General features: G+C 62.8%; 1 protein-coding gene. It reads right to left on the bottom strand.

Annotated elements, in window-relative coordinates:
* Positions 1 to 779: FAD-binding protein (locus QCE49_RS33575; RefSeq protein WP_309806859.1), on the bottom strand; the 779-nt coding region annotated here is incomplete at both ends.

The following is a 779-nucleotide window of genomic DNA, read 5'->3' on the forward strand; positions in this document are numbered from 1 at the left end:
TTCATGCCGGCCAAGTGCTGAATCGCGCCCGAGATGCCGACTGCAACGTACAGTTGCGGCGCGACGATCTTGCCGGTTTGACCCACCTGAAAATCGTTCGGGACGTAGCCCGCATCGACTGCCGCGCGCGATGCGCCCAGCGCCGCGCCGAGTTTGTCGGCGAGCGGTTCTAGCGTCTTCGTGTAGTTCTCGCCGCTGCCCAGACCACGGCCACCCGACACGATGATGTGCGCGCTCGTCAGTTCCGGACGATCGAGCTTGGTGACTTCGCGGGACACGAACGATGAAATGCCTGCATCGGTTGCGGCTTCGATCTTTTCGACCGATGCGCTGCCGCCTTCCGCCGCAACCGGATCGAAGCCCGTCGCGCGAACGGTGATGACCTTGATCGGATCGCTCGATTGAACCGTCGCGATGGCGTTGCCCGCGTAGATCGGGCGTTCGAAAGTATCGGCGCTATCGACGGCGGTGATGTCGCTGATTTGCGCGACATCCAAGTGTGCAGCGATACGCGGCGCGATGTTCTTACCGTACGCGGTCGCCGGAGCGAGGATGTGCGAATAATCCTTCGCGATGTTCAACACCGTAGCTTCGACGTTTTCCGCCAAGCCTTCAGCGAGTTGCGGCGCATCGGCGAGCAGCACTTTCGAAACGCCCGCGAGCTTCGCCGCCGCATCCGCCGCGCCCTGCGCGTTCGAGCCCGCGATCAGCACATGCACATCGCCACCAATCTTCGATGCCGCTGCAACCGTGTTCAGCGTCGCTGCCTTGATCGACGC

Origin of the sequence: Caballeronia sp. LZ008 (assembly GCF_031451435.1) — a bacterium.
Taxonomy (GTDB): Bacteria; Pseudomonadota; Gammaproteobacteria; order Burkholderiales; family Burkholderiaceae; genus Caballeronia; species Caballeronia zhejiangensis.